Origin of the sequence: Xenorhabdus sp. SGI240, assembly GCF_040081915.1 — a bacterium.
GTDB lineage: Bacteria > Pseudomonadota > Gammaproteobacteria > Enterobacterales > Enterobacteriaceae > Xenorhabdus > Xenorhabdus bakwenae.
In genome coordinates this window covers 49,208-69,852 of the sequence record NZ_JBEBMB010000024.1, presented here as the reverse complement: position 1 = coordinate 69,852, position 20,645 = coordinate 49,208, and the positions used below count along the sequence as shown (strand labels likewise).

General features: G+C 42.3%; 18 protein-coding genes. 5 read left to right on the top strand and 13 right to left on the bottom strand.

The window, feature by feature from the left end; all coding sequences use genetic code 11:
• Positions 1-5 precede the first annotated feature (5 nt).
• The 4 genes from glnK to ABLA76_RS05795 form a co-directional block, all read right to left on the bottom strand.
• The gene (glnK, locus tag ABLA76_RS05810) at positions 6-344 is read right to left on the bottom strand and encodes a P-II family nitrogen regulator (protein ID WP_047766799.1); all 339 of its coding nucleotides are present in this window, start codon (positions 342-344) and stop codon (positions 6-8) included.
• Between the two features lie 168 nt (positions 345-512).
• The gene (locus ABLA76_RS05805) at positions 513-2,282 is read right to left on the bottom strand and encodes a SmdB family multidrug efflux ABC transporter permease/ATP-binding protein (RefSeq protein ID WP_348987214.1); all 1,770 of its coding nucleotides are present in this window, start codon (positions 2,280-2,282) and stop codon (positions 513-515) included.
• Entirely contained in the window at positions 2,275-4,023 is a 1,749-nt protein-coding gene (locus ABLA76_RS05800) for a SmdA family multidrug ABC transporter permease/ATP-binding protein (RefSeq protein ID WP_348987213.1), read from the bottom strand. Before ABLA76_RS05800 ends, ABLA76_RS05805 begins: the two co-directional genes overlap by 8 nt.
• A gap of 56 nt (positions 4,024-4,079) precedes the next feature.
• Positions 4,080-4,553, bottom strand: a complete 474-nt coding sequence (locus tag ABLA76_RS05795; RefSeq protein ID WP_348987212.1) for an Lrp/AsnC family transcriptional regulator — start codon at positions 4,551-4,553, stop codon at positions 4,080-4,082.
• A 122-nt stretch (positions 4,554-4,675) separates the two neighbouring features.
• Here ABLA76_RS05795 and ABLA76_RS05790 point away from each other — a divergent pair, with 122 nt between their 5' ends.
• The gene (locus tag ABLA76_RS05790) at positions 4,676-5,728 is read left to right on the top strand and encodes a PLP-dependent cysteine synthase family protein (protein WP_348987211.1); all 1,053 of its coding nucleotides are present in this window, start codon (positions 4,676-4,678) and stop codon (positions 5,726-5,728) included.
• Positions 5,729-5,760: 32 nt separating this feature from the next.
• Complete coding sequence (queC, locus tag ABLA76_RS05785; RefSeq protein ID WP_348987210.1) at positions 5,761-6,459, top strand: 7-cyano-7-deazaguanine synthase QueC; 699 nt, start codon at positions 5,761-5,763, stop codon at positions 6,457-6,459.
• A gap of 71 nt (positions 6,460-6,530) precedes the next feature.
• On the opposite strand, the gene ABLA76_RS05780 is transcribed toward queC, so the two are convergent.
• The 9 genes from ABLA76_RS05780 to bolA form a co-directional block, all read right to left on the bottom strand.
• On the bottom strand, positions 6,531-6,938 hold the full coding sequence (locus ABLA76_RS05780) for a YbgC/FadM family acyl-CoA thioesterase (RefSeq protein ID WP_047766808.1): 408 nt from the start codon (positions 6,936-6,938) through the stop codon (positions 6,531-6,533).
• A 149-nt stretch (positions 6,939-7,087) separates the two neighbouring features.
• A complete protein-coding gene (locus tag ABLA76_RS05775; RefSeq protein ID WP_348987257.1) occupies positions 7,088-7,480 on the bottom strand; it encodes a ComEA family DNA-binding protein in 393 nt (130 codons plus the stop codon).
• A gap of 148 nt (positions 7,481-7,628) precedes the next feature.
• A complete protein-coding gene (ppiD, locus tag ABLA76_RS05770) occupies positions 7,629-9,509 on the bottom strand; it encodes a peptidylprolyl isomerase (protein WP_348987209.1) in 1,881 nt (626 codons plus the stop codon).
• A 174-nt stretch (positions 9,510-9,683) separates the two neighbouring features.
• A complete protein-coding gene (gene hupB / locus ABLA76_RS05765) occupies positions 9,684-9,968 on the bottom strand; it encodes a nucleoid-associated protein HU-beta (RefSeq protein ID WP_285811832.1) in 285 nt (94 codons plus the stop codon).
• Positions 9,969-10,202: 234 nt separating this feature from the next.
• Complete coding sequence (lon, locus tag ABLA76_RS05760; protein WP_348987208.1) at positions 10,203-12,557, bottom strand: endopeptidase La; 2,355 nt, start codon at positions 12,555-12,557, stop codon at positions 10,203-10,205.
• Between the two features lie 208 nt (positions 12,558-12,765).
• Complete coding sequence (gene clpX / locus ABLA76_RS05755; RefSeq protein ID WP_348987207.1) at positions 12,766-14,037, bottom strand: ATP-dependent protease ATP-binding subunit ClpX; 1,272 nt, start codon at positions 14,035-14,037, stop codon at positions 12,766-12,768.
• A gap of 140 nt (positions 14,038-14,177) precedes the next feature.
• Positions 14,178-14,801: an ATP-dependent Clp endopeptidase proteolytic subunit ClpP gene (gene clpP, locus ABLA76_RS05750; protein WP_047766819.1), complete on the bottom strand. Its 624-nt coding sequence runs from the start codon at positions 14,799-14,801 to the stop codon at positions 14,178-14,180.
• A gap of 271 nt (positions 14,802-15,072) precedes the next feature.
• A complete protein-coding gene (gene tig, locus ABLA76_RS05745) occupies positions 15,073-16,377 on the bottom strand; it encodes a trigger factor (protein WP_348987206.1) in 1,305 nt (434 codons plus the stop codon).
• Positions 16,378-16,768: 391 nt separating this feature from the next.
• Positions 16,769-17,092 (bottom strand): transcriptional regulator BolA, encoded by a 324-nt coding sequence (bolA, locus tag ABLA76_RS05740; protein ID WP_348987205.1) that lies wholly within the window; start codon positions 17,090-17,092, stop codon positions 16,769-16,771.
• A gap of 249 nt (positions 17,093-17,341) precedes the next feature.
• Here bolA and ABLA76_RS05735 point away from each other — a divergent pair, with 249 nt between their 5' ends.
• The 3 genes from ABLA76_RS05735 (at position 17,342) to ABLA76_RS05725 (ending at position 20,545) form a co-directional block, all read left to right on the top strand.
• Complete coding sequence (locus ABLA76_RS05735) at positions 17,342-17,920, top strand: lipoprotein (RefSeq protein WP_047766825.1); 579 nt, start codon at positions 17,342-17,344, stop codon at positions 17,918-17,920.
• Positions 17,921-17,991: 71 nt separating this feature from the next.
• Entirely contained in the window at positions 17,992-19,521 is a 1,530-nt protein-coding gene (ampG, locus tag ABLA76_RS05730; protein ID WP_348987204.1) for a muropeptide MFS transporter AmpG, read from the top strand.
• Positions 19,522-19,777: 256 nt separating this feature from the next.
• On the top strand, positions 19,778-20,545 hold the full coding sequence (locus ABLA76_RS05725) for an outer membrane protein OmpK (RefSeq protein WP_348987203.1): 768 nt from the start codon (positions 19,778-19,780) through the stop codon (positions 20,543-20,545).
• Positions 20,546-20,645 lie beyond the last annotated feature (100 nt).

Sequence of the window (20,645 nt, the reverse complement as noted above, 5' to 3'; positions counted from 1 at the left end):
CTCATTTACAGTGCTGCATCATTCGTTTCACCCGTCCTGATCCTGACGGCATGCTGCAATTCAAAGAGAAAGATTTTTCCATCCCCCATTTTTCCGGTGAAAGCAGTCTGTTGAACAACATGGATAATTTCTTCAACTCGTTCGTCATTGGTAGCAATATCAATCTTAACTTTGGGCAAAAAATTAACGTTGTATTCAGCACCTCGATAAAGTTCGGAATGACCTTTTTGACGCCCAAATCCCTTTACTTCTGTTATAGTCATACCCTGTATACCTATATCAGCAAGTGCTTCCCGCACTTCCTCCAGCTTAAATGGCTTGATGATGATGGTAATAAGTTTCATATTTCCCCCGTTTTTCGCTACGTTTGTACAAGGGAATATCTGCAAGGGATATGCCAAAAGTTAAAAATGATGAGTAATCAGTTTGTTATCGAAAAACATCGCTAAAGAGCGGATAAAAAAGGGAACAGAAAATGCATCTGCTCCCTATACGCAGCCTAAATATGCACACTAAACGTGCACTGATTCATTCAACGTCTCGCCAACTTGCTGGAGTTGGTACATTTGATAATAGCGTCCACGCTTTTCCAGTAACTGTTGATGCTGACCTTGCTCAACAATTGCACCACGATGCAGCACTAATATGGAATCAGCCTCAGTAATGGTTGAAAGACGATGAGCAATTACCACCAATGTCGTCTGTTTGCGGATCATGCTCAGCGCTTTCTGTACTGATTGTTCTGTCCCAGAATCAATATTTGCGGTTGCCTCATCCAAAATAAGGATCTGTGGCGTTTGCACTAAAACTCGAGCCATTGCTAAAAGCTGTTTTTGGCCTGCTGAAAGTGTATTCCCTTGTTCTCCCAAAACGAAATTCAAACCATCTGGTAAATGACGAACAAAGTCAGCTAATTGAACTAATTCTAGTACTTCCCATATTTTCTCTTCGCTGATATCCCGCCCTAGCGTGATATTGTTGAGGAATGACGCGGCCAAAACAACAGGATCTTGCTGCACCATTGCCACCCCATTACGCAACACGGCGTGAGAAAGCGAAGATATAGAGCGCCTGTCAAGATAGATCTCACCGTCTTGCCACGGATAGTACCCCATAATCAAATTAGCTAGAGTGCTTTTTCCACTCCCTGTATGCCCAACCAAGGCCACAAACCCATGTGAAGGAACATGCAGATTAATATCGCTTAAGACAAGTTTGTCACCGCGATAAGCAAAGTTTAAATTTTCAATATCAATTCTGCCACTTTCTAACGCCCGTAAATCGTTGCCATATTGCTGTTGTGGACTATCCATCAATTCGAAAACACGTTCTCCTGAAACCACCGCTTGCTGCAATACCGATTGCTGTGAAGTCAACTCAATCAGTGGCTCATTTAATCGCCCAAGATAGTTAATAAAAGCATACAGTACACCAACGCCGATAACCTCAGTGCCTTTGATACCAAACACTAAGAGCAGACCACACAATATTACGGCAGAAAAGAAACTCACTAATGGCCTTAATAAGATGCCATCTAGTCGTAAAGCCTGCATACGAGCCTGATAATGTGCCCGGTTGGTTGCTAACATTTTCTCGCCAAAACGAGCTTGCTGACGAAACTGCTGAATCACACTCATGCCATTAATGGCTTCATTGAAACCATCATTAATGTCAGCCAGATAACCGCGAACCCGCCTAACTATTGGGGTACTAAGACGCTGATAGATCACCATGACAAGCAAGACTGCCGGAAATATTACGATTGCAACACATGCCATACGCCAATTTAAAACAAACATGGCTATCAGCATGGCACCAATTAGTGCAGTACAGCGAAATACCATTGGAATCACATTAACAAACAGATCCTTAATGACCTCAGTATCATTTGTTACGCGGGATATCAGTTGTCCAACGGGTTGATTATCAAAAGCACTTAATGGCTGACGTAATGCTGAATCCATCACATCAGTACGAAGCTTCTGCACCACTCCCACAGATGCCTGATTAAAAAATAATGTTTGATAATAGTGTAAAGCCGCAGCAATAAGCTGCAAAATCAAGAAGATTGCGGCAAGCCCACCGACAATATCGAGCGGTAAATTTCCCGTTGCCACCATATTGTCGATAAAATAACTCACAAGCAGGGGTCCGCTTACCTCTGCCAATGCAGCAATCCACAACATCAATACAGCAATTAGCATCGGTTTACGGTAATTTTTGCCGTAAGAAAGTAAGCGCTTTAATGACGGCCATAGCTTACCTATATGAGTTTTAGTCATTTTCTCCACCCAATTCAGCTTCGAGTTGTTGGTAATGGTACATATCGGAATACCAACCTGATTGGGTGATAAGCTGTTTATGCTGGCCGTGTTGTACCACTGAGCCATGTTGCATAACCAAAATATTATCGGCTTCCGTTAATGCTGACAGCCGATGCGCACTGATAATAACAGTGCGCTGTTGCCGCCATTGGCTAAGATTTTTCATAATCTGGTGTTCCGTGTGACCATCAACGGCTGACAGAGCATCATCAAGGATTAAAATCTCTGTCTCTAACAGCAAAGCCCTGGCAATGGATATACGCTGTTTTTGCCCCCCGGAAAGCATCACACCGCGTTCTCCCACTTCCGTTTGATAACCTTGGGGCAATCGCAAAATATCATCATGTACACTTGCTAAACGAGCGACTTCTTCTATTTGCTCTTGGGTTGCATCGGGTCGTCCCAACGCAATATTACCTGCAACGGTATCCGAAAACAGGAAAGGAGTTTGGTTGACAATAGCCAATCGTGAACGCCACTCTTCTATTCGAAGCGCAGAGATATTTTTTGACTGGAAAAGAATGGCTCCATCGGTGACATCAAACTGCCGTTGTAACAAAGCCAATAAAGTACTCTTCCCTGCACCAGTTGATCCACAAAGCCCTAATAACTGACCAGGCTCTAGTTGAAAATGGATATTTTCCAAAACAGGTTTATTACTTTGGGGATAGGTAAATTTGTTGATATTTGCCCACAAGCTCCCCCGCTCTGAAGACAAAGACAACACACCATCTTCGGTTACCAGGGGTTCCTGCAACAAACTGCGGATACGTGTATAAGCAGCACTTCCTCTCTCAACAATGTTGAACATCCATGCCAATGCCAACATAGGCCAGATCATCAATCCCAGATACATGACAAAACTGGTCAATTCACCAAGGGTCATGGAACCCTTCACCACCATCCAACTCCCTCCACCGACAGCCAAGAGGTTTGCAACAGTAATAGCAATGAAAATGGTGGGATCAAAACGCGCATCTACACGCGCAACATGCATATTCTTACGCCCAGCATCAATAGCAACTTCTTCAAACTGGTTAGATTGAAGTTTTTCCAATCCAAACGCTTTTATCATACGGATACTAGTCAAACTTTCCTGCGCATGGTTATTCAGTACAGAAAATGCGCCTTGCGCAGATTTAAAACGATGATGAAGCTGATTACCATAATGCTTAATCGCCAAGGCCATAACAGGCATCGGCACTAGTGATAACAATGTTAATTGCCAACTGATCTCCACGCTCATTACAATTAGGACAGAACACCCCATAACTAAAGCATCAACCAAAGTAAGGACTCCCTCACCTGCGGCAAAAACAACTCTGTCAACATCATTGGTTGCACGTGCCATGAGATCACCTGTTCTATGACGCAGATAAAATTCAGGATTCTGACTACTCAGACGCTTGTAGAAGTCACCTCTCAGCTTAACAGCCAGCCGATAAGAAGCACCGAACAACCATACACGCCAAACATATCGCAGACCATAAATTGCCAAAGCAATGAACAGCATTAACCCCAGCAACATTAATAGCTGACGGAAGGTCATTGTTTTTGAGCTAATGCCATCAACGATAATCCCAACTAAGTGGGGAGGAATGAGTTGCAGCACCGCAATCAAAACGAGGAAAATAACAGCACCCAGATAACGCCGCCATTCACGAATAAAATACCAGCTTAATTGTGAAAATAATCTCACACACCTATTCCCAAGGTAAAAATAAAAGAGTTAGCACCTACCGACCAAAGGGATCTTTATGATGTTACTGAATCTGGTATTGGCAGCGCCGTTGTATATTTGATCTTTTCCATGGCAAAGTTAGAAGTAACATCAATCAAACCAGAAACCCCATTTACCATACGTTTGTAGAAATGATCATAACTCTTCATATCAACAACTTCTATATGCATCAGGTAATCATATTCACCAGCCATGCGATAAAATGTTAAGACTTCTGGCATCTCTTTTATAAAGGAGACAAACTGTTCATACCACTCACTGCTGTGTTGCTGAGTTTTAATCATCACTATCACTGTCAAACCCAGACCGAGTTTTCCCCCATTTAACAAGGCAACCCTGCCAACAATATAACCTTCATCTTCAAGTCGTTTAAGACGCTTCCAGCAAGGTGTCGAAGTCAAATTAACGGCTTCAGCCAGCGCATTCAAGGATAGACTACAATCCTGTTGGAGCAGTGCCAGTAGCTTACGGTCTATTTTATCTAACATATCTAAATCCTATAGAAATATTTCCCAAATATAACGGATATTCTCAGAAAAATAATAATCTATTTCTCCAAATGTAAGGGTAATCTATATACCACTACGGTATTATTATTTAGGGTCAATTTATGTCGTCTTTATGGGCTACAAATGCCATAAAAGCTATCCAAGCTGATTATCAACGCAGCGCTGATACACATCTTATTCGTCTTAACTTCCCAATATTTCCGGGTATTTACCTCTATCTCAAAGATGAAAGCACTCATCCCACGGGTAGCCTCAAACATCGACTTGCACGTTCCCTATTCCTTTACGCACTTACTAATGGTTGGATCCAGGAAGGAACGCCTATTATTGAAGCTTCATCTGGAAGTACTGCTGTTTCGGAAGCTTATTTTGCCCGCTTGCTTGGTTTACCATTTATTGCTGTTATGCCTTTCTGTACTGCTAAACGCAAAATTCAAGAGATTGAGTTCTATGGCGGTAAATGCCATTTTGTAGAGCATTCCGCCTTGATTTATCAAGAATCAGAGCGCCTAGCAAAAGAGCTTAGTGGCCATTATATGGATCAGTTTACCTATGCCGAGCGAGCAACTGACTGGCGAGGAAACAATAATATTGCAGAAAGTATTTTCCGCCAGATGCAACTAGAGCCTTTTCCTGAACCAACTTACATCGTTATGAGTGCAGGAACGGGTGGCACATCTGCGACACTTGGTCGTTATATCCGCTATCAGGGATATAACACTAAACTCATTGTTGTCGATCCAGAGAACTCCGTCTTCTACGATTGCTACCATCAGAACCGCCGTGATATTTACGGAAGTACTGGCAGTAAAATAGAAGGAATTGGCCGCCCACGCGTAGAACCTTCTTTTATTCCTACCGTTATCGATGACATGATCCAAGTTCCCGATCTTGCCACAATTGCTACCATTTATTGGCTTGAAAAATTAATTGGCAGAAAAACGGGAGCATCAACAGGAACTAACGTCTGGGGAGCTTTACAACTCGCCAAGCAAATGCACGATAACAACCAACAAGGGGCAATTGTGACATTACTCTGTGATAGTGGGGAGCGCTATCTTGATACTTATTACAACCCAGAGTGGGTGCGTAATAATATCGGTGATATCACACAGTATCTAACACAACTACCCAAGTTAAACGGTTATGAGTAACATATCTCCTTCAATTTACAGAGGTAGATATCATGAAACGAGCCGTTGTTGTATTCAGTGGTGGACAGGATTCCAGCACTTGTTTAATTCAGGCACTCCACCAATATGACGAAGTTCACTGTGTCACCTTTGATTATGGACAGCGTCATCATGCTGAAATTGATGTCGCTTGTCGTATAAGCAAAGAATTGGGCGCTGCTGCCCATAAAGTCCTTGATGTGACTTTATTGAACGAGCTCGCCATCAGTAGCCTGACAAGAGACAATATTCCCGTACCCGATTTCAGTGAAAGTGAAAAAAGTGGCCTCCCAAGTACTTTTGTGCCTGGCCGTAATATATTATTTTTAACTCTGGCGGCAATTTATGCTTATCAGGTTGAAGCTGAAGTCGTTATTACTGGCGTTTGTGAAACCGATTTTTCGGGCTACCCAGATTGCCGTGATGAATTTGTTAAAGCACTCAATAAAGCAGTCAGCCTTGGTATCGCTCGTGATATTCGTTTCGAAGCCCCTCTAATGTGGTTAAACAAAGCGGAAACTTGGGCATTGGCAGATTATTATCAAAAATTGGATTTTGTTCGCAATAAAACCCTTACGTGCTATAACGGTATTCAGGGTAATGGATGCGGTGAATGCGCTGCCTGCCATCTCAGGGCTGAGGGATTAAAGCATTATTTAAGCAATGCCCAAGCCACGATATTAGATATGAAAGCCAAAACCCATCTCAGTTAATCGAAACGATCTCATTAACGTGATCTGTGAGAGGTTCGTGGAACCTCTCATTCCACATTTTTATTTTATCGTTATTCGGCATTGTTTTTATAGGCTTCCATCCTTTCTCGTAATTCACCTTCTAAAACTAACGCTTTTTGCGTTTTCAAATCAATACAAGCAAATGTAGTTAAAGCATCTGCAATAATTTGATTATCACCCCGGCGTATAATTTCCTGAAAAAATGTACCACTTTTGTTACGTAACTCCCGCATCGAAGATTTCACTTCCAGCTCATCTGTCATCACGGCGGGATGGCGATAATTAATATTGATATTCACCACAACAAAACCAATATTCTTACGATTTAACCATTCCAGCGTGTCATCTTCAGTAAGTAAATCCCAGCGAGCTGCTTCCATAAATTCCAAATAACGAGCATTGTTCACATGCTGGAAAAGATCAATATGGTAACCCCTGACTTTGATAATTGTGCTCATTGCTATTTTTTCCTTACACTCATCCGACCAGACAAAATGTAACAATAGCAAACCAATTTAATTACAATGGCATTTAATCAATTATTCTTGATCGATATCACAGCCCTCTTGAACAAATTACTGATGAATGCACAAGAGGGCCTTAATACTTAGTAAGTTAATTTATCTCGATTTTTCTCTATGAAAATCGGACCAATACCTTGTACTTCTTGCAATTGTTCTATTGCTGTAAAAGGGCCATATTTTTCACGATATTCAACAATTGCCTGTGCTTTTTTAGCGCCTACCCCATTGAGTTCTTTCGCTAACTCTTCAGCATTCGCAGTATTAATATTAACAACACCTTTTTCTTGTATCTGCTGGCCTGGGACTTGCTCTTTCCCCTCTTTCACCTTACTGTTTTCAACGGTAGTTTTATGTTGGCCAACAGGTTGTTTCACCAACTTATCAGTAGATTCATTAACGGTAGCTGCATGAGACAACGGCATACTGATACACAATGCCACCATGAGTGAGTTAAATACTATCCTTAAATATTTCATATAAATCTCTCCATGTTTTATTGGTGAAAGAAAGATTGCCACAACAATATTTCCGGGCAACAGGCAAGGTTCATATATGCGAAAGGCCACGAAAGTGGCCTTTTTCAATTACTATTTTGCAAAAGCAGATGCGAGTAACTTCGCAATTTTATTCCAGTTGACCGATCTTAATATCCGCACCATCACGTAAATTCATGATTAGTGACTCGAGCGTGATATTACCGATCTGATACTGATAACCCACCATATACTGTTTAAGCAGATCATCTGTGACAAATCCCGGAACAACTTTATCCAACTGGATAAGTACAGCGTTACCCAGTTCATCTTGAGCTAATCCATATACAGGCTTACCCGCTTTAGGATGAGGTAAAGTGAATGCCACATCGGTAGCCTGATTGGTTTGTGGCAAATGTTTTATCACGGTAGGCTGCTCGAACTGAATTCCTGCGGTTTTCAATACTTGCTCACCTTTACCTTCTTTCAGGGCGGCAAGGAGTTTTTCACTTTCAATCTGAAGTTGTTTTTCTGCTTTCTGACGTTTTACCAATTCAGTAACTTCAGGTTTGGCCTGTTCAAACGACTGGACTGTTTCAGGCCTAACATTGTCAACACGCAGAATAAAAGCTCTATCGCCTTCAACCGAAATAACATCAGAGTTAATTCCTGTCGCACCTTTATCATCAATCAAATTGCCAGAGAAAACAGCCTGAACAACTTGGTTGAAATTAATATCAGTGGGAACATGATCGCGATCAAACCAGTCCGTGGTCACAGCTTGATAACCCGCCGCTTTCTCTGCTGCTACCAAAGACTCATTATCATTCGCTGCGGCATCACTCACTTTCCGCTGTAATGCATAAAAAGCATCAACGGCTTTTTCCTGCTTAACAATTTTTTCTATTTCCGAACGCACATCCGCCAACGGTTTGACTTCCTGAGATTTAATATCATCTAAACGAAAAATGGCATATCCATTAGATAATTTGACCACATCTGAAAGCTGCCCTTTCTGTGTCAAATTCGCTGACTTAATCTCATTAGGCAGAGAACGTTCTTCCATCCAGCCTAAATCACCACCTTTTTGAGCAGAAAATTTGTCAGTCGATTTTTCTGACGCCAATTGACTAAAATCAGCTCCTTTTTTTAACTCATCCAAAACCGATTTAGCGACAGAGTCTGAATCCAGTTGAATAAAGCTATACTTCTTCTGTTCAGGTTTAGTGTATTTTGCCAGGTTATTTTTATAAAATTTTTCGATATCAGCATCTGATACAGTGACATCTTTCAGTTCATCGGCAGCATCCATTTTGATATAACTGACTTTCACTTTTTCCGGCACAGTAAAATGCTTACTATTGGCGTCATAGTATTTTTTCAGTTCTTCATCGGTAACTGTTTGTTTCTCCTCAATTGATTTTAATTCAAGAGTCGCAAAACGTACTGTCCTTTCTTGCAAAAGTAATGCTGCTTCCTGTTTTACTTCGGTCGGTAACGCAATTTCCGCGCCTATAACAGCTTGCCTCAATTGACGATTAATCAATTCCTGACGAACCTGTTCCGCGAAATTGTCAGGGCTGATGTTTGAATGAGCAAGCCAGTTTAAATACTCCTGATATTTGTTGTTATCAAACTGGCCGTCAGTCTGGAGAAACGGTAGGTTACGTATCTCCTGTGCAACCTGATTGTCGCTTGCTGATAAACCCAGCTTTCGGGCATACTGTTCAATCAAAGTGGCATTGATAAGTCTCTCCAATGATTGGCGCCGAAGCTGCTGTAGCATCTGTTCATCGCTTAACAAAGTTGAGAATTCATCTCCCAGCTTCTCCTGCTGAACATTTTTTTCTTGCAAAAATGCCTGCTCTAGCTGAGCACGACTAATGGTTTGGCCATTCACTTTGGCTGCATAATTACCACTTTCGCTTGATAGGTAACCAGTTACCCCCGTCACCAGGAAAGTCAGGATAATTAGAGCCAACACAATTTTGAGCACAGGACCGTTCGCCGCCGTGCGTAGGTTGTCCATCATAAAGACGTAAAACTCCGCTTTAGTGAAAAAGAAACTGTCATATTACGACAATTCAAACGCTAAGAGAAAAAAAGCGCACCAATCAATTGATGCGCTTATATTCTAGCCTATCAACACGGCCTAGTCAGTTGAAGTTTATTGCAATAACAAAAACCAGAGCCTGTTTCCTGCTCATTAGCCATTAACAGCGTCTTTTAATCCCTTTCCAGCTCGGAAAGCAGGTACTTTTGCTGCTGCGATCTTGATTTCCTTGCCTGTCTGAGGGTTGCGGCCTGTACGCGCAGCACGCTCACGTACAATAAACGTACCGAACCCCACTAAAGCGACATCATCACCGTTTTTCAATGCACCAGATACGGAAGAAATGAATGCATCTACTACACGTCCAGCTGCTGCCTTAGAAATATTGGCATCAGCAGCAATTTTGTCGATCAGTTGTGACTTATTCACTCTTATCATCCCCATTTTAGTATTACTCTCGTAACGGAAACCGATTTACAACAGATAACACGACAGTTATACCGTCATATCAATCCTTTTCCAGTATTAGCAAGAAATCATGGAACAGCAAAATTTTTAATCAGATAATTAGACTAATCTAACTTAATGACACAAAAAAAGGCTGGCAAGCCTGAATGTTCTCACCAACCTGAATTTTATACACAGTTCTTGAGTTAGCTCACTATTTTTGTACTATTTTAGTGATACAACTTCTGCGCCAAATGTGGGTTCCTGCAAAGCGATAGATAACACATCTTCTATACGTTTAACGGGGTGGATCTCCAGATCTTGGATCACATTCTGTGGGATCTCTTCCAGATCTCGTTTATTGTCATCTGGGATCAAAACCGTTTTAATTCCCCCTCGATGTGCTGCCAGCAGTTTCTCTTTCAAGCCCCCGATTGGCAGTACTAAACCACGCAGCGTAATTTCCCCTGTCATGGCGACGTCAGCACGAACTGGATTACCCGTCAGGCAAGAGACCAACGCTGTACACATTGCAATCCCCGCACTGGGACCATCTTTTGGGGTCGCTCCTTCCGGTACATGAACATGAATATCACGTTTCTCATGGAAATCAGAGCTGATACCCAACTTATCAGCACGAGCACGAACGACTGTCAATGCCGCCTGGATGGATTCCTGCATCACTTCACCCAATGAACCGGTATAAGTCAATTTACCTTTACCTGGTACACTGGCTGTTTCAATCGTCAGCAAATCACCACCAACTTCTGTCCATGCCAGGCCAGTTACCTGACCAACTCGATTTTCTGTATCAGCACGACCATAATCCACTTTTTGCACACCCAGATAATCTTTCAAGTTATCCGCATTAATTTCGATGTGCTTAAGTTTCTTATCCATCAGTAATGCTTTAACTGCTTTACGACACAATTTAGAGATTTCACGTTCTAAACTACGAACACCAGCCTCACGAGTGTAGTAACGGATAATGCCAATAATTGCACCATCATCGATAGTCAATTCGTCTTTCTTCAGAGCGTTACGCTCGATCTGTTTTGGCAGCAGATGACGTTTGGCAATATTCAGTTTTTCATCTTCGGTATAGCCCGATAGACGAATGACCTCCATACGATCCAGCAATGGAGCAGGAATATTCATGGAGTTAGAGGTTGCCACGAACATAACATCGGAGAGATCGTAATCAACTTCAAGGTAGTGATCGTTAAATGCTACGTTTTGTTCAGGATCAAGTACTTCTAACAATGCTGAAGCTGGGTCGCCACGCATGTCGGATGACATTTTATCGATTTCATCTAGCAAGAACAGTGGATTTTTAACCCCTACCTTGGACATTTTCTGGATTAATTTGCCCGGCATTGAGCCAATATAAGTACGACGATGTCCACGGATCTCCGCTTCATCACGTACCCCCCCCAATGCCATACGCACATATTTACGCCCAGTTGCGCGTGCGATAGAACGGCCCAATGAGGTTTTTCCCACACCAGGTGGCCCTACCAAACAAAGTATTGGCCCCTTCAGCTTGCTAACGCGGCTCTGTACCGCAAGATATTCAAGAATACGCTCTTTGACACGCTCCAAACCATAATGGTCTGTATCCAGTACTTCCTGAGCTTTTATTAAATCTTTTTTTACCTTGCTACGTGAAACCCAAGGAACTTGCACCATCCAGTCAATGTAACTACGAACAACCGTGGCTTCAGCCGACATCGGAGACATCATTTTTAATTTCTGCAATTCAGCTTCGGCTTTTTCGCGAGCCTCTTTCGGCATTTTCGCGTCTTCAATCTTACGTTTCAGCGTCTCATATTCATCAGGCACATCATCCATCTCACCCAACTCTTTCTGAATAGCTTTCATTTGCTCATTCAGGTAGTACTCGCGCTGGCTTTTTTCCATCTGTTTTTTAACGCGATTACGGATACGTTTTTCTACCTGTAACAGATCGATTTCTGATTCCATCATTGCTATCAGATATTCAATACGCTCAACAACATTAGACATTTCTAAAACTGTCTGCTTATCGTTGATTTTCAAAGGCATATGTGCTGCGATGGTATCTGCTAATTTTGCCGCATCTTCAATACTGTGCAACGAAGTTAATACTTCTGGTGGGATCTTTTTATTCAGTTTGACGTAACCTTCAAACTGGTTAATAACCGTTCTTACCAGAACTTCTTGCTCACGTTCATCAACGTCAGGGGATTCAGAGTATTCAACTTGTGCATAGAAATATTCACCATTATCCGTCAACGTGGTAATGCGAGCACGCTGCAAGCCTTCAACCAGAACTTTTACTGTGCCATCTGGTAACTTTAACATCTGTAAAACAGAAGCCACTGTACCTACGGAGAAAAGATCATTGACTCCCGGCTCATCAGTAGATGCTTCTTTTTGCGCGACCAACATGACTTGTTTGTCATGCTCCATTGCTGCTTCCAGGCAATGAATCGACTTCTCACGCCCAACAAACAGAGGGATCACCATATGTGGATAAACCACGACATCGCGCAAAGGCAATACAGGGATTTCTATGCGTTCAGAACGCTCAGGATTCATAGAGCTCTCTCTTCGTTTAGCTTTCGCCAGTTTTAGGAATCTCGTGAAACACGGTTTTCACGAGTTTCACTTCAAAGAATATAAAATATATGGGGACAGGAATCTTACATTCAATAGCCTATATCGGCAAAAAACAAAATGAGGGAGAACCCCTCATTTGTTTTTTTCAATGCGTATTGATAATCGGTGCTTCCTATACCCCATTTCTTCACTCACCAGAAACTTGGGCATCCGGCTTGCTATATATCAATAATGGTGCGGAGTTATCTTCAACAACCGCTTCATCAACGACAACTTTCTCTACATGTTCCATTGATGGCAGATCGTACATTGTATCCAATAAAACATCCTCAACAATTGAACGAAGACCACGAGCACCCGTTTTACGTGCCATTGCTTTTTTCGCTATGGCAGTCAATGCTTCTTTTCTGAATTCCAGTTCAACACCCTCAAGGTTAAACAGGGCCTGATACTGTTTGGTCAGCGCGTTTTTCGGTTCCTGTAGGATCTGGATCAGTGCTTCTTCATTAAGTTCGGTCAGCGTTGCCACAACGGGCAGACGACCAATGAATTCAGGAATTAACCCAAATTTAATCAAATCTTCCGGTTCAACCTCAGACAGCAATTCACCTTCTGTGGCTTTCTCTGATTCACCCCTAACTGTAGCACTAAAACCAATACCTGAACTGACATTCAAACGCTGGCTGACAACTTTATCCAAGCTGGCAAACGCACCGCCGCAGATAAACAGAATTTTGGACGTATCAACTTGCAAGAATTCCTGCTGTGGATGCTTACGACCACCTTGAGGAGGAACCGCTGCTACAGTGCCTTCAATCAGTTTCAACAGGGCCTGCTGAACCCCTTCTCCTGACACATCGCGAGTAATTGATGGGTTATCAGATTTACGGGAAATTTTATCAATTTCATCAATATACACGATACCACGCTGTGCTTTCTGCACATCGTAATCACATTTTTGCAGCAGTTTCTGGATAATATTTTCTACATCTTCCCCGACATAACCCGCTTCGGTTAATGTCGTGGCGTCAGCCATAGTAAACGGAACGTCTAAATAGCGAGCTAATGTCTCTGCTAACAACGTCTTACCACTACCTGTCGGGCCAATCAACAGAATATTACTTTTGCCGAGTTCCACACCGTTCGTGGCGTCACCATTACGCAATCTCTTGTAATGGTTATAGACCGCAACTGCTAACACTTTTTTCGCTGTTTCTTGGCCGATAACATAATCATCCAGATGTTGGCGAATTTCATGAGGAGTCGGCAATGCGCTACGCTCACGATGTGGTACTAGCTCTTTAATTTCTTCGCGAATGATATCGTTACATAAATCGACACATTCATCGCAGATATACACTGACGGGCCGGCTATTAATTTCCGTACTTCATGTTGGCTTTTCCCGCAGAAAGAGCAATACAGCAGCTTTCCTGAACCGTCTTTGCGCTTATCTGTCATCAGTCAACCTCACTTTATGAACTGTTATCCCAGTTTGTCTGGCATAACAGAAAAAACGCTATTACTCCGGCTAGTTTGGCGTCAACATCAAGAAACGCTTAGAGAAAAGGCTAGCATCGGAGTAATAAATTAATTAATAATTAGCTGCGCTGGGTGAATATACTATCAACCAACCCGTATTCTACGGACTCTTCGGCTGACAAGAAACGATCGCGTTCTGTATCCTTAACGATCTTCTCAAGTGGCTGTCCGGTATGTTTCGCCATCAATTCGTTCATCCGCGCTTTCACCTTGATGATTTCCTGCGCATGGATCTCAATATCAGTCGCCTGTCCCTGGAAACCACCTAATGGCTGGTGAATCATAACTCTGGAATTTGGCAGACAGAAACGCTTCCCTTCTGCTCCAGCGGTCAGCAGGAATGCTCCCATTGAACAGGCCTGCCCCATACAAATAGTACTCACATCGGGTTTGATAAACTGCATCGTGTCATAAATAGACATGCCTGCCGTAATAACCCCACCTGGTGAGTTAATATATAAATGAATATCTTTTTCTGGATTTTCTGCTTCCAAGAATAGCATTTGGGCAACGATCAAGTTCGCCATATGATCTTCAACAGGCCCAGTCAGAAAAATAATACGATCCTTTAATAAGCGGGAGAAAATATCAAATGCACGCTCACCACGTGCTGTTTGTTCAACCACCATCGGCACCAAAGACATGTTAGGTGCATATTGATCTTGCTTGCCACTGTATGACATTTCCGTCTCCTAATAGAACTCACGCGGGTGCCATTCATAACTGATTCTACTTGAGATAAGCGATGATGACCATGATCCAAAGTTACCTAACAAGGGGCTTTTCCCCTTCTAAAAAGTAGTAAGCTCTTACATAATAGTAAGAAAGGATATGAGGTTAAATCTGTTTTTTTCAAGAACAATAAAAAAACCCGCAAGCATAGCCTGCGGGTTTACTTCGATTCACTTCATTGAGAGTGAGGTTTCATCATCTCAGGCATTCAATAAATGAAACTTATGCCAATTGATTTTGATTCATCAGTTCATTGAAGCCAGCTTCTTTTTCAGAAACTTTCGCTTTACTCAGAACAAATTCAACAGCCTGCTCTTCCAGAGCAATGTTGCGAATGTTGTTCATCATTTCGTTATTTTTGCTGTAGTATTCTACAACTTCTTTTGGATCTTCATAAGCGGCTGCCGTCTCTTCGATCAACGCAGTAACGCGATCTTCTTCGACTTTCAGCTCATTGCTGCTGATAACTTCGCCTAACAGCAAGCCAACAACAACACGGCGTTTAGCCTGCTCTTCGAACAGTTCACGTGGCAGTTCCAGAGCTTGTGTTTCGCTACCGCCAAAACGTTGAGCAGCCTGACGACGCAGTACATCAATTTCACCATCAACAACCGCCGCAGGAACTTCAATGTCGTTAGCCTTAACCAAACCGTCCAGAATCTGAGTTTTGATGTTGTTACGAACAGCATTTTTCAGTTCACGTTCCATGTTCTTGCGAACTTCGGCACGTAAACCGTCAACAGTACTATCAGCAATACCAAAACGCTTGATGAACTCTTCAGTCAGCTCTGGCAGTTCACGCTGTTCAACTTTTTTCAAGTTGATCACGAACTTTGCAGCTTTACCTTTCAGATTTTCTGCATGGTAATCTTCTGGGAAAGTCACATCGATAGTAAATTCTTCGCCTGCTTTGTGCCCAACGATACCCTCTTCAAAACCTGGGATCATACGGCCCTGGCCCATTGCCAGAACGAAATCAGTTGATTTACCGCCTTCGAATTCTTCACCCTCAACGGAGCCAGTGAAATCAACAGTGACACGATCTTCCGCAGCCGCTGCTTCATCGGTTTCTTTCCAATCTGCCTGCTGTTTACGCAGCGTGTTCAACATGTTGTCAACGTCTGCATCTTTTACTTCAACAACAGGTTTTTCAACTTCAATTTCTTCTAAACCTTTCAGTTCAATTTCTGGATAAACTTCAAATTCAACTGCGTAAGTGAAGTCTTCACCTTCTTTAAACTGTTCAGGTTTGTAGCTTGGTGCGCCTGCCGGAGTGATTTTCTGCTCAATGATCGCATTGATGAAATTGCGCTGCATCAGATCACCCAGAACATCCTGAAGAACAGAAGCGCCATAACGCTGCTTAACGATCTTCATTGGCACTTTGCCCTTACGAAAGCCATCGATACGGACTTTCTTTGCTACATTAACCAGTTCACTGTCAACTGCTTTTTCGATATCGGCAGCAGGAACGGTGATTGACACACGACGCCCAAGGCCTTGAGTGGTTTCAACAGAAACTTGCATCTTGTTACCTCAAAAAAATCATAGTGCTCGGTCAACTTCAGAATGGCTGCAAGGCTTAAAACAAGCGGATTGCAGTACTCTTTAAGAACCGGGGCGGTCGCATTTAAAAACCGAGTATCCCTGTGATCAGAAGCGTCCCGAAACCATTCTAAAAATTTAGACGCAGCATTATAGCGGCGCAGACAGTATGAGTCGAGAATTGCAGACAAAAGCATGCATGATTCGTTAACTTATGTGATAAGCGTTGCTCAATGGCTACGTCATAATATTGTTTATGATGAGACTGTTATGCAATATGCATATAAAAAAATACAGCCCGAAGGCTGCTAGCTAAAATTAAAGCGAGATGAATAAAATAGAGACAAACAAGCTATGAAATTAACTCGAAAAATCACAAGTTTGATGTCGTCGTACTTCCACCGCGACATGCCGGAGAAGCCAGAACAGTGTCTGCTAGTTCTGCCCACTCCTTTTCCGTATAAGTATGAAGTGCCAAAGCATGTACACCTTCCTCTAATTCTTTAGCCAAGACGCTATATATTGAGCGGTGGCGACTCAACATTCTTTGTTCAACAAATTCATTGCTTATGATAATAATTTTAAAATGGCTTTCAGAACCCGCTGGCACATTGTGACGATAACTTTCATCGGTCACTTCCAGATGAGAAGGCTGAAATGCCGCCTGTAACTTTGTTTCTATTTCTTGACGAACCATCCCATTCTCCTAAATCACCAAAGGTTATTTATCAACCATATTATTGATTTTAGATTATTTCCCGTGATTTATAACATCGGGGTAATCAAATCTCCTTAACAGAATTTACGTCAGGTATTTCTCACGATATTTCAAACCATGTTTCAATCATCAGGGATATGCCGCTACCCATGGCGATGCTATGATTACAGCGGTTTAAACTATCAGTATTAATATTGAATATCCGAATCTTGAATTGAGAAAACCCACATGCTAAAGAAAATATTTATTCCATTGATTACGCTTTTCTTTTTATCTGGCTGTGCAGACTCAGGCAACACATTAGCCATTCAACCTAAAATTACTCTGCCACCAGCAGATCCAACCATGAAAGCGATTACCGTCAGTATTAGTGGGGTCGACCATCGTCAATCTCAAGCCCTGGCCCAAATTAATCGTAATGCGCGATTAGTTACCTTGGTTCCTTCCCGTGATGTACGCTTCTTACTACAAGAAGCGCTGGAAAAACAAATGGTGGCTCGCGGCTATATGATTGGCTCTCCCGCTAATGCCAATTTGCAGGTCGTAGTCAATCAACTCTACGCCAATGTGAAAGAAGGCAGTCTTCGTCATGATATTTCAGCCAAAGCTGAAATTTCTATCATTGCTTATGCTCAAGACGGTAGTCAACAAATCAAAAACTATCGTACCAGCTACAATGCTCAGGGACCATTGGCAGCAACAAACACAAAAATTGCTGATGCAGTCAATACTGTCTTATCTGATGTGATCGCAGACATGGCTCAGGATGCGTCAATCAGCACCTTTATCAAACAAAACGTCCACTAACAGGATAATAAACAAACTTTCTGCCTAATTCTGACAAAATTAGATTGTATGCGGAAAGTTTTGGGAGGCCCATGACTAACCACCGTTATTTAAACCTATCTGCGTTACGCAACTATCGAACCCTTCTGTTACTGGGCTTTGCCTCAGGTCTGCCTCTTGCGCTCACGGCTGGAACGTTACAAGCATGGATGACTGTCGAAAATGTCGATATCCGAACTATCGGTTTTTTCACTTTGGTTGGTCAAGCCTATGTTTTTAAGTTTCTCTGGGCACCCGCAATGGATCGGTATACCCCGTCCTTTTTAGGACGCCGACGGGGGTGGATGCTCACAACTCAACTTTTATTGATAGTCAGTATTGCCGCAATGGGGTTTCTTCAACCTTCCCAACACTTATGGTGGCTTGCTGCATTAGCTGTTGCTGTCGCATTCTTCTCCGCTTCCCAAGATACTATTTTTGACGCCTATAAAACCGACTTATTGTCACAAGAAGAACGCGGATCAGGTGCCGCCGTTTCCGTACTGGGTTATCGGTTGGCTATGCTGGCTTCTGGTGGATTTGCCTTACTGCTTGCCACCTATATCGGCTGGCAAAATATGTATTGGGTTATGGCAGGCCTGATGCTGATTAGTGTTTATGCCACGTTTACCGCCAAAGAACCGGAAATTAATACAGCACCGCCAAAAACATTACGTCAGGCAGTACTCGAACCCTTGTTTGACTTTTTCGGCCGCAACAATGCCTGGATTATCCTGCTGCTGATTGTACTGTACAAACTGACAGATGCTTTTGCTCTCTCACTCAGCACCCCTTTCCTGATTCGGGGTGTTGGTTTCAATCCAGTCGAAGTCGGCATGATCAATAAAACCCTCGGACTCACCGCAACCATTATCGGCGCATTGTACGGTGGTTATTTGATGCATAGGATGAGCCTGTTCCGTGCCCTGATGATCTTTGGCATTCTTCAAACCATTTCAAATTTGGGTTATTGGATACTTGCTGTTACACCTAAAGACATCTATGTAATGGGAGCGGCGATTTTTCTGGAAAATATCTGTGGTGGCATGGGAACAGCCGCTTTTGTTGCCCTGCTAATGACCTTGTGTAACAAATCATTTTCAGCAACACAGTTCGCGTTACTTTCTGCATTATCAGCAGTTGGCCGCGTTTATGTTGGCCCTGTAGCGGGATGGTTTGCCGAAGCCTATGGCTGGTCAACGTTCTACTTATTTTCTGTTGTTATCGGATTACCGGGGCTTGTGTTGTTGTTCGCTTGTCGTAAGACACTGGCTTATTCTGAGAAAAATGATAGTTTTATTCCCCGAACACTATTCAAGAATACTTATAAATTTACTTTTATTATCATGGCATTATCTGCTCTGATGTTTGTAACTTGGTTAATTATCAGCAGCATACTGTTTATCATCATTCATTTAGTGTCTCTGATATACACTATATCGCCGGAATATATTCTATATCTGCATAAAATCAGTGAGTGGATATCCCCACTGTTATCCTGGAGCATAATCATAGGAATTTTAGGCCTTCTTTCAGGAGGAATATTGGATTATTTGGCATTAAAGAAAAGTAAGCTCACCTAATCTACTGTCACCACTTAATACCTTTTTTACATCTACCAGCAACAGCAGATTGACAAAATTCAGCCGGTTGTTGCTGGTTTACATAGTGACAAACTTCACAAGAAGAGTAAAAACTCACAATTATGTGGCCTGAACAACATCTTTTTCAGGGTGAAATTATTTATATTTGAACTAACAAATATTATTATTTGGGCGCATATTATTTCGAACTATTCGAAATATCGTTCACCATCTTAAAACCATATAAAGGGAATTTATGAAAAGACGTATTTTGACACTCACCGCAATTGCCGCAACCTTAGTTTCTGCTTCAGCCTGCGCGGAATACCAGTGGGGGTTTGGCAATGTCAGCATGAACTACCTTGATTGGAGCAAACATACTACTCATAAAACCGGACAAACCTCACATAAGGATGATTTTGCTTATTTAGAACTGGAAGGTGGAGCAGGATTTAGCTGGGGCGAACTCTATGGTTTCGCTGATTTAGAAAATCCTTTCAACAGTAAAACAGCCCAACCAGGTGATAACCAACGTTACACTTTCAAGACAACGGGTCGTTTCTATCTAGGCGATACGGGTTTCAACCTTTATGGTCATGTTTATGGAACCTATTCTTTACCAGGCAAAGCGAACGGTGGAAACTTCCATGAAGTTAATACCCTCTATGGATTAGGCTATAATGCTAATATTGCTGGCCTATGGTTCAAACCTTTTGTTGCACTGCACTATGTTGACCAAACTTTCTATTCAGGCAATAACGGTTATGTTGTGGGCTGGGTTGCAGGATACGATTTCAACCTTTGGGAACAAAAATTCAGCGTGACAAACTGGAATGAAATTGAATTGAACCGCAATGAACGCTACGGTAACGGCGGACGCGAGGGTATCAATGGCGCTGTTGCGTTATGGTGGACTCCACATCCTTCTTTTACAACTGGAGTTCAATATCGCTATGCGGATAACAAACTGGGAGAAGATTTCTTGCAGGATGGTATTGTTTATAGTGTGAAATATAACTTCTAATAATTAGTTTAATCGATGAGCAGCTTGGTGTTGCTCATCGAAATCAATAAATCATAGTTATCTCTCCGATAACAAGGCATATTTCCGAATTTTTTCTGTG

Excerpts from the sequence above, each read along its gene's own strand:
- glnK (WP_047766799.1), bottom strand. The coding sequence starts at position 344 with ATGAAACTTATTACCATCATCATCAAGCCATTTAAGCTGGAGGAAGTG.
- ABLA76_RS05805 (WP_348987214.1), bottom strand. The coding sequence starts at position 2,282 with ATGACTAAAACTCATATAGGTAAGCTATGGCCGTCATTAAAGCGCTTA.
- ABLA76_RS05795 (WP_348987212.1), bottom strand. The coding sequence starts at position 4,553 with ATGTTAGATAAAATAGACCGTAAGCTACTGGCACTGCTCCAACAGGAT.
- ABLA76_RS05790 (WP_348987211.1), top strand. The coding sequence starts at position 4,676 with ATGTCGTCTTTATGGGCTACAAATGCCATAAAAGCTATCCAAGCTGAT.
- queC (WP_348987210.1), top strand. The coding sequence starts at position 5,761 with ATGAAACGAGCCGTTGTTGTATTCAGTGGTGGACAGGATTCCAGCACT.
- ABLA76_RS05780 (WP_047766808.1), bottom strand. The coding sequence starts at position 6,938 with ATGAGCACAATTATCAAAGTCAGGGGTTACCATATTGATCTTTTCCAG.
- ABLA76_RS05775 (WP_348987257.1), bottom strand. The coding sequence starts at position 7,480 with ATGAAATATTTAAGGATAGTATTTAACTCACTCATGGTGGCATTGTGT.
- ppiD (WP_348987209.1), bottom strand. The coding sequence starts at position 9,509 with ATGATGGACAACCTACGCACGGCGGCGAACGGTCCTGTGCTCAAAATT.
- hupB (WP_285811832.1), bottom strand. The coding sequence starts at position 9,968 with ATGATAAGAGTGAATAAGTCACAACTGATCGACAAAATTGCTGCTGAT.
- lon (WP_348987208.1), bottom strand. The coding sequence starts at position 12,557 with ATGAATCCTGAGCGTTCTGAACGCATAGAAATCCCTGTATTGCCTTTG.
- clpX (WP_348987207.1), bottom strand. The coding sequence starts at position 14,037 with ATGACAGATAAGCGCAAAGACGGTTCAGGAAAGCTGCTGTATTGCTCT.
- clpP (WP_047766819.1), bottom strand. The coding sequence starts at position 14,801 with ATGTCATACAGTGGCAAGCAAGATCAATATGCACCTAACATGTCTTTG.
- tig (WP_348987206.1), bottom strand. The coding sequence starts at position 16,377 with ATGCAAGTTTCTGTTGAAACCACTCAAGGCCTTGGGCGTCGTGTGTCA.
- bolA (WP_348987205.1), bottom strand. The coding sequence starts at position 17,092 with ATGGTTCGTCAAGAAATAGAAACAAAGTTACAGGCGGCATTTCAGCCT.
- ABLA76_RS05735 (WP_047766825.1), top strand. The coding sequence starts at position 17,342 with ATGCTAAAGAAAATATTTATTCCATTGATTACGCTTTTCTTTTTATCT.
- ampG (WP_348987204.1), top strand. The coding sequence starts at position 17,992 with ATGACTAACCACCGTTATTTAAACCTATCTGCGTTACGCAACTATCGA.
- ABLA76_RS05725 (WP_348987203.1), top strand. The coding sequence starts at position 19,778 with ATGAAAAGACGTATTTTGACACTCACCGCAATTGCCGCAACCTTAGTT.